The organism is Elioraea sp. Yellowstone, from assembly GCF_006704265.1.
Taxonomy (GTDB): domain Bacteria; phylum Pseudomonadota; class Alphaproteobacteria; order Acetobacterales; family Acetobacteraceae; genus Elioraea.
The window spans coordinates 20570-27092 of the sequence record NZ_VIKA01000039.1 but is presented as its reverse complement, the minus strand read 5'-3'; the positions used below and the strand labels follow the sequence as shown (position 1 = coordinate 27092).

The 6523-nt window shown below is 74.3% G+C and carries 8 protein-coding genes; 5 read left to right on the top strand and 3 right to left on the bottom strand.

Going from position 1 to position 6523, the window contains the following annotated elements:
- Positions 1–198 precede the first annotated feature (198 nt).
- Positions 199–921, bottom strand: coding sequence for a class I SAM-dependent methyltransferase (locus FK498_RS07995; RefSeq protein WP_141853352.1), 723 nt, complete (start codon positions 919–921; stop codon positions 199–201).
- Positions 922–1001: 80 nt separating this feature from the next.
- On the opposite strand from FK498_RS07995, the gene gloB reads away from it, so the two are divergent.
- The 4 genes from gloB to FK498_RS07975 are packed head-to-tail and all read left to right on the top strand — an operon-like array spanning position 1002 to position 3172.
- The gene (gene gloB, locus FK498_RS07990; RefSeq protein WP_141853350.1) at positions 1002–1733 is read left to right on the top strand and encodes a hydroxyacylglutathione hydrolase; all 732 of its coding nucleotides are present in this window, start codon (positions 1002–1004) and stop codon (positions 1731–1733) included.
- A gap of 13 nt (positions 1734–1746) precedes the next feature.
- Positions 1747–2361, top strand: a complete 615-nt coding sequence (locus tag FK498_RS07985) for a glutathione S-transferase family protein (protein WP_141853347.1) — start codon at positions 1747–1749, stop codon at positions 2359–2361.
- On the top strand, positions 2361–2807 hold the full coding sequence (locus FK498_RS07980; RefSeq protein WP_141853346.1) for a cupin domain-containing protein: 447 nt from the start codon (positions 2361–2363) through the stop codon (positions 2805–2807). Before FK498_RS07985 ends, FK498_RS07980 begins: the two co-directional genes overlap by 1 nt.
- Positions 2804–3172: a DUF3574 domain-containing protein gene (locus tag FK498_RS07975; protein ID WP_141853345.1), complete on the top strand. Its 369-nt coding sequence runs from the start codon at positions 2804–2806 to the stop codon at positions 3170–3172. Before FK498_RS07980 ends, FK498_RS07975 begins: the two co-directional genes overlap by 4 nt.
- 47 nt (positions 3173–3219) lie before the next feature.
- On the opposite strand, the gene FK498_RS07970 is transcribed toward FK498_RS07975, so the two are convergent.
- Together FK498_RS07970 and FK498_RS07965 are read right to left on the bottom strand one after the other, a co-directional pair.
- Positions 3220–4140, bottom strand: coding sequence for a DMT family transporter (locus FK498_RS07970; RefSeq protein WP_141853342.1), 921 nt, complete (start codon positions 4138–4140; stop codon positions 3220–3222).
- 140 nt (positions 4141–4280) lie between these two features.
- On the bottom strand, positions 4281–5141 hold the full coding sequence (locus FK498_RS07965; RefSeq protein WP_141853340.1) for a DMT family transporter: 861 nt from the start codon (positions 5139–5141) through the stop codon (positions 4281–4283).
- Positions 5142–5267: 126 nt separating this feature from the next.
- Here FK498_RS07965 and FK498_RS07960 point away from each other — a divergent pair, with 126 nt between their 5' ends.
- Positions 5268–6392, top strand: coding sequence for a patatin-like phospholipase family protein (locus FK498_RS07960; protein ID WP_141853338.1), 1125 nt, complete (start codon positions 5268–5270; stop codon positions 6390–6392).
- The last annotated feature ends 131 nt before the right edge of the window (positions 6393–6523 follow it).

Genomic DNA, 6523 nt, shown 5'->3' with positions numbered 1-6523 from the left:
GCGCCGCTCCAGCACGCGCAGGAGCCCCGCGCGCGTTGTCGCGAAGCGCGCGAGGTGCGCGAGCGCGGCCTCGTGCAGCGACGCCTCGGTCGGGCGGGGTGGCGTGCGGGCGCGGCGCGTCATGGCACGGCCAGCATGGCAGGACGGCGAGGCGGCCGGAACCGCCCTTGCACGATCCCGGTCGCTCCTGTCGCGGGGTCAGGCGCGGTCGATCGCGCCGACGACGCGCCGGCGCGCGGGCGCGGCCTCGCCGGCAGGGATCGCCGCGTACATGTCCTTCGCCGCCTCGAGGATCACCACGCCCGCGAGGCGCGGGCCGAAGCGCCGGCCGATCCGTTCCCAGGCGCCCGCGGTGCGGAGCAGCGGCCGCCAGGCGAAGGGCGGCAGGTAGAGCGCGCCGTCGCGGCGCAGCGCTCGGAACAGCGTCGCCTCGAGCAGGCGTGCGAGCTGGTCGGCCGAGAACGGCCGGCCATGGCCGAACGGGGTGCGCTCGGCATAGGCCCACCAGCCGGTACGGTTCGGCACGACGACCAGGAGCCGCCCGTCGTCCTTCAGCACGCGCCAGGCCTCGCGCAGCAGGCGCCGCGCGTTGTCCGCATGCTCGAGCGCGTGCACCATCAGGACGCGATCGAAATGGAGATCCGGGAACGGCAGCCGTTCCTCCTCCGCCACGCAGGTGAGGTTCGGGCGGTGGCGCGGCCAGCGCGCGGGGCCGATCTGCGCCGGCAGGCAGGCGACCGTGCGGTCGCGCCCGTCGGTGCGCCAGAGGCGCAGATAGGGCAGCGCGAAGCCCAGTCCCAGCGTGCGTGCCTGCGGCGCGATCGGCCAGAGTGCGCAGAGCCGCGCCCGCAGGGCGGCGGTCACCACGCGGCCGTGGGGCGAGGCGTAGAACCGGACGAGCGCATCGGCATCCTCCGCCATGGCGCCCTCATAGCACGTGCGGTGGTGGTTCCCAGCGCGCCGCGGTTGGAGCGGGCCGGCGCCGATGCTAGGAACACGCCATGGCCAGCCTCGAGATCGTTCCCGTCGCCGTCCTGGCAGACAATTATGCCTGGCTGCTGCGCGACCAGGCGACCGGCGCGGTGGCCGTGGTCGATCCCGGCGAGGCGGCGCCAGTCGAGGCCGCGCTCGCCGCGCGCGGCTGGCAGCCCGCGCTGATCCTGCTGACGCACCACCACGGCGACCATGTCGGCGGGGTGGCGGCGCTGAAGGCGGCGCATGGCGCGGCCGTGGTCGGCGCGGCCGCGGATGCGCACCGGCTGCCCGCCCTCGATCGCGCGCTCGCGCCGGGCGAGACGGTGGCGGTCGGCGAGTGCGTCGCCACCGTGATCGACACGCCGGGACACACGCGGGGACACATCGCCTACCACTTCGCGGAGGCGCAGGCGCTCGCCTGCGGCGACACGCTGTTTTCGCTCGGCTGCGGGCGTCTGCTCGAGGGCACGCCCGAGGAGATGTTCGCCTCGCTGCGCAGGCTCGCCGCCCTGCCCGACGCGACGCTGGTGCTGTGCGGCCACGAGTACACCCAGTCGAATGCGCGCTTCGCGCTGACGGTGGAGCCGGCGAATGCGGCGCTGCGGGCGCGGGCGGCCGAGGCGGATGCCCAGCGCGCCGCCGGTCGCCCCACTCTTCCCGTCACTCTTGGCGCGGAGAAGGCGGCCAACCCGTTCCTGCGCGCGCGCGATGCGGCAGAGTTCGCCCGCCTGCGCGCAGCCAAGGATTCCTTCCGCTGAAAGGACGCCGCGCGTGAAGCTGTTCTACTCGCCGGCCAGCCCCTTCGTGCGCAAGGTGATGGCATGCGCGATCGCGCGCGGCATCGACGACCGGATCGAGACCGTCTGGTGCGATGTGCATGCCTCCCCGCCCGACCTCCTGGCGGTCAATCCGCTCGGCAAGATCCCGACGCTGATCGGCGCGGACGGGATCGCCTACATGGACAGTCCGCTGATCTGCGAATACCTCGACGGCATCGGCCCTGCGCCGCCGCTCTATCCGACGGAACGCGGCGCGCGCCTAGCGGCGCTCAGACTGCACGCGCTCGGCCACGGCGTGATGGAGGCGGCGGTGGCGCGGCGCGGCGAGAGCCTGCGGCCCGACGAGCCCGCCCGCTCGGCGGCGATGGCGCGGATGCGCGACGCGATCGCACGCACGCTCGACCTCCTGGAGCGCGAGTCGGACAGCCTCATGGGCCCGTTCACGATCGGCTCGATCACGGTCGGCTGCGCGCTCGGCTATCTCGACTTCCGTTTCGGGCACGAGCCGTGGCGCGAGACGCATCCGAAGCTCGCGGTCTGGTTCGAGAGCGCGGCGAAGCACCGCGCCTTCGTCGAGACCATGCCGGTGGCGCCGAAGCATCCCTGATGGACCTGCGCGATCCCCGCAGCGATCCGGATGCGGTGATCGCGGCGCTCGGGCTTGCGCCGCACCCGGAGGGCGGCTGGTACCGCGAGACCTGGCGCGACCGGCCGGCGGACGGGTCGCGCGGTGCCGGGACCGCCATCCTGTTCCTGCTGAAGGGCGAGGAGGTGTCGCACTGGCATCGCGTGGACGCGGCCGAGCTCTGGCACTGGCACGCCGGTGCGCCCCTGGTGCTGACGGTCTCGCCGGACGGCCACGACGCCGAGGCGATGTGGCTGGGGCCCGATCTCGGCGCGGGGCAGTTGCCGCAACGGATCGTTCCCGCGCACTGGTGGCAGACCGCAGCCAGCCTGGGGCGCTGGACGCTGGTGGGCTGCACGGTCACTCCGGCGTTCCGTTTCGAGGGTTTCGAGCTCGCGCCTGCCGATTGGCGCCCGGTGCCGCGGTGAGGGCGCTGGCGGTCGCGGCCCTGCTCGCCGCCTGTGCGACGCCACCCTCGCACGTGCAGACGATGCTCTATCTCGGCCGCGCGATCCCGACGGGCGGGGTGGTGGATGAGCGCGCGGTCGAGACCTTCGTCGCCGACACGGTCGCACGGCACCTGCCGGCGGGATTCACGCTGATCGCCGCCACCGGCGGCTGGCGCGACACGGCGACGGGGCGGACGATCACCGAACCGACCCTGGTGCTGATCGTGCTGCACCCGGCGGGCGAGCGCGGCCCGGTCGAGGCGGTCGCCGCCGCCTGGGCCGAGCGGTTCGGCCAGCAGGCGGTGCTGCGCGTGGAGCTTCCGGTCAGCGACCTGCGCTTCTGAGGGCCGATCTCCGAACCGGATCGGAACGTTCTGCCATCTGTCCGGCATCAGCGCCTGGTCGGCAGCGTCGTCATGACCACCCCGCCCAGCACCAGGGCGGAGCCGATCACGAACGCCATGCCCAGCGTGTCGCCGAACAGCAGCGCAGAGGCACCGATCCCCACCAGCGGCTGGAAGTACTGCGAGCCGGCGGCGATCCGCGCCGGCAGGACGCGCAGCAGATAGAGCCAGATCCACAGTCCGGCAGCGCTCACGAGCGCGCCGAGATAGACCACGACGGCGATCCCGACCGGGCCCGGCCAGCGCGGCGCCGCGGACAGTTCCCAGGCGGCGGGTGGCAGAAGGAGAAGCGCCCCGGCCAGCGAACTCCAGGCCGAGACGACGGCCGCGCCATGAGCCGCCGCCAGCTCGGCCAGCATCACGTAGGAGAGCGCGATGGTGACGGCGGAGGCGAGCACCAGGGCCTCGCCCACGAGGCCCACGCCCGGCGTTGCCTCCGGGCCGCCGCTCGCAACCAGCGCCACACCGACGATGGCCAGGAGCAGGCCCAGCACGTGCACGGGACGGACGGGCTGGCGCAGGCGCAGCGCCGCAAACACCACCACCAGCAGCGGGATCAGCGCCGAGATGATGGTCGCGACGGAGGCGTTGGCGCGCTGCACGCCAAGCGCCTGGGACACCTGGCCGATGCCGATCCCGAGCGCCCCGAGGCCCGCCATGCGCACCAGCGCGCCCGCCGACGGACTCCGCCGGCCGACGAACACCAGGGCGAAGCACGGCACCGCCGTCACGTAGCGCAGTGCCGTCAGGGTAAGCGGGCCGGTCTCGGCCAGGGCAAGCTTCGTCAGCGGGATCGAGAGGCCCCAGATGACCACCAGGGCGACCAGGCCCAGCGCAGCGCGCAGCGGGACGGCGGCGAAGCCGGCGGGACCGGATATCGGGCGCGCGGGAGCGGGACTGTTCTCCATAAACAACGACTATGCGGAGGGCGTGATGCCGCGACCACTGCTCCTGGCGCAGTCCTGGCATCGCTCCGCTCTGCCGCACCGGGATCGCCGAGGCGGTGGACACGGTCCCGGCCAGGTCCGCGATGTGCGGAGGACGGCCCTCAGCGGCGCTTCCCGGCGCGGCCTGTCGCCACCAGCGCGCCGGCGGCGACCAGGCCGCAGCCGCCCCACAACGCAAGCCCGCCACCAGCGTGTCCGGCGAGCACGAGCCAGAGCGTCGAGAGCACCGGCGCGAAATACGCGAGCACGCCGAGCAGGCGCAGGTCGCCGTGCTTCACGCCGTGGTCCCAGACGAAGAAGGCGAGCCCGACCGGACCGAGCCCGAGCCCCAGCACCGCGAACCACGCCGTACCCTCCGGCCAGCGTGTCGTCTCGAAGGCAAGATGGACGAGGGAAGCGAGCACGGCGGTCGCGAGGCAGAACTCGGCCACCGCCTCGGAGCGCACCTCGCCGAAGCGGCGGTTCAGCACCGAGTAGCCTGCCCAGGTCAGCGCCGCGCCGAGCGCGCAGGCATAGCCCGCGAGATGGGCGGGATCGAAGCCGGCGCCGCCGCCGATCGCGAGCGCGCAGCCGCCGAGGCCGAACGCTGCGCCGAGCAGATGCCGCGGCCCGAGGCGCTGCCCGGGCAGGAGCCCCGCGAACAGGACGATCAGCAGCGGCCAGAGATAGTTGATCAGGTTCGCCTCGACCGCCGGCGCGAGCGCAAGGGCGGCGAAGTACAGGGCGTGGTAGCCGAACAGCCCGGCAACGCCGAGCGCCCAGGCACCCCGGGGCACGGCTGCCGCGGCGCGATCGCGGCGCAGCGCGCGTACCGCCATGCCGGCCGAGCCGGCGATCGCGAAGGTCATCGCGACGAGCTGCAAGGGCGGCACCCCGCCCGCCAGCACCGTCAGGATCGCCAGTGTCGACCACAGCGCGACCGCAAGTGCGCCGATCGCGGTCGCGCGCGCCACCGCGTCCATCCGACCCTCCCCCGGGCAAGGAAGCGCGCGATGTGCAGCGCGGCCGGCGGCACGTCAAGGCCGTTGCGCCGCCGCTCGGCACAGGCGCAGCATCGGCGCGCGCACCCATCCGGGAGGCGAACGGCGATGAAACGACACCGCATCCTGAGCCTCGACGGCGGCGGCGCCTGGGCGCTGATCGAGGTGCGCGCGCTGATCAATCTCTATGGTCTGGATGCGCGCGGCCACGACGTGCTCGCGACGTTCGACCTCGCCGCGGCCAATTCGGGCGGTTCGCTGGTGCTCGGGGGCCTGCTGATGGACCTCACGCTCGCGGAGCTCCTCGAGCTGTTCCTCGATCGGGCGCGGCGCGAGAGCATCTTCGCCGCGCCCGGCATCTGGCCGGGGCGCTACGCGGCGACCGGCAAGCTCGCCGGGCTGCGCGCGGTCCTCGGCGAGTGGGACCGCCCGCTGCCGGAGATCGGGTCGCGGCCGGGCAGGCGCGGCCGACGCCTGCCGCATCTCCTGTTCTGCGCCTACGACGTGCCGGCGCAGCGCGGCGCGCTGTTCCGCTCGGACCTCAACGCGCCGGCGGCGGCCTTCGAACCGCCGCCCCGCCGCCCCTCGGCGTCCCTGGCCGAGGCGATCCACGCGAGCTCGAACGCGCCGGTGCTCTACTTCGACGACGCCGCGCGCTTCGGCGGCGGCACCTACTGGGACGGCGCGATCGCCGGCTGGAACTGCCCCGCCGCGGTCGCCGCGGTCGAGGCGCTCGCCTATGGCTGGCGGCCCGGCGAGATCGCACTCCTCTCGCTCGGCACGGCGACGGTGGCGGAACGCCAGAAGCCGCTCGCCCCGCCCTCCGAGGACATGGGGCTGAAGCTGAGGCGGCTCGGCGCGGAGGCGGGCTACCTGCTGCGCGCGATCCTGAAGGAGCCGCCCAACGGCGCGCCCCTGCACGCGCACATCATGCTGGGCGGTCGCCTGCCGCCCACCCCGGCCGAGCCGGTGGAGGACGGGCCGGTGGTGCGGATGAACCCGGCCGTGCCCCTCGCCAACGCCGATCCGCCCCATGCGGTGCTTGCCGCGCTCGACATGGATGCGGTCGCCGACCGGGACGTCGCCCTGATCGCGCGCCTCGCCGACCGCTGGATCGCCAACCAGGTGCCGAACGAGCCGGTGCGGGCGAACCGGCTCGGCGCCTGCGAGATCGGCCACGCCACCCTGGCGGGCGCGGTGGCCGCCTGGCAGCGTCTTGCCCCGCCGCGCTGATTCCGGTCGCGCTCCGCTTCAGGACGGCTAGAGTCGGGGCCGGGAGGGGGGTCGCGCCGCCCCATGGTGGGGTGGCGGGCGCCCCGGACCTCGGGAACGGGCCGCGCGCACAAGCGGCCGGGGAGACGTCG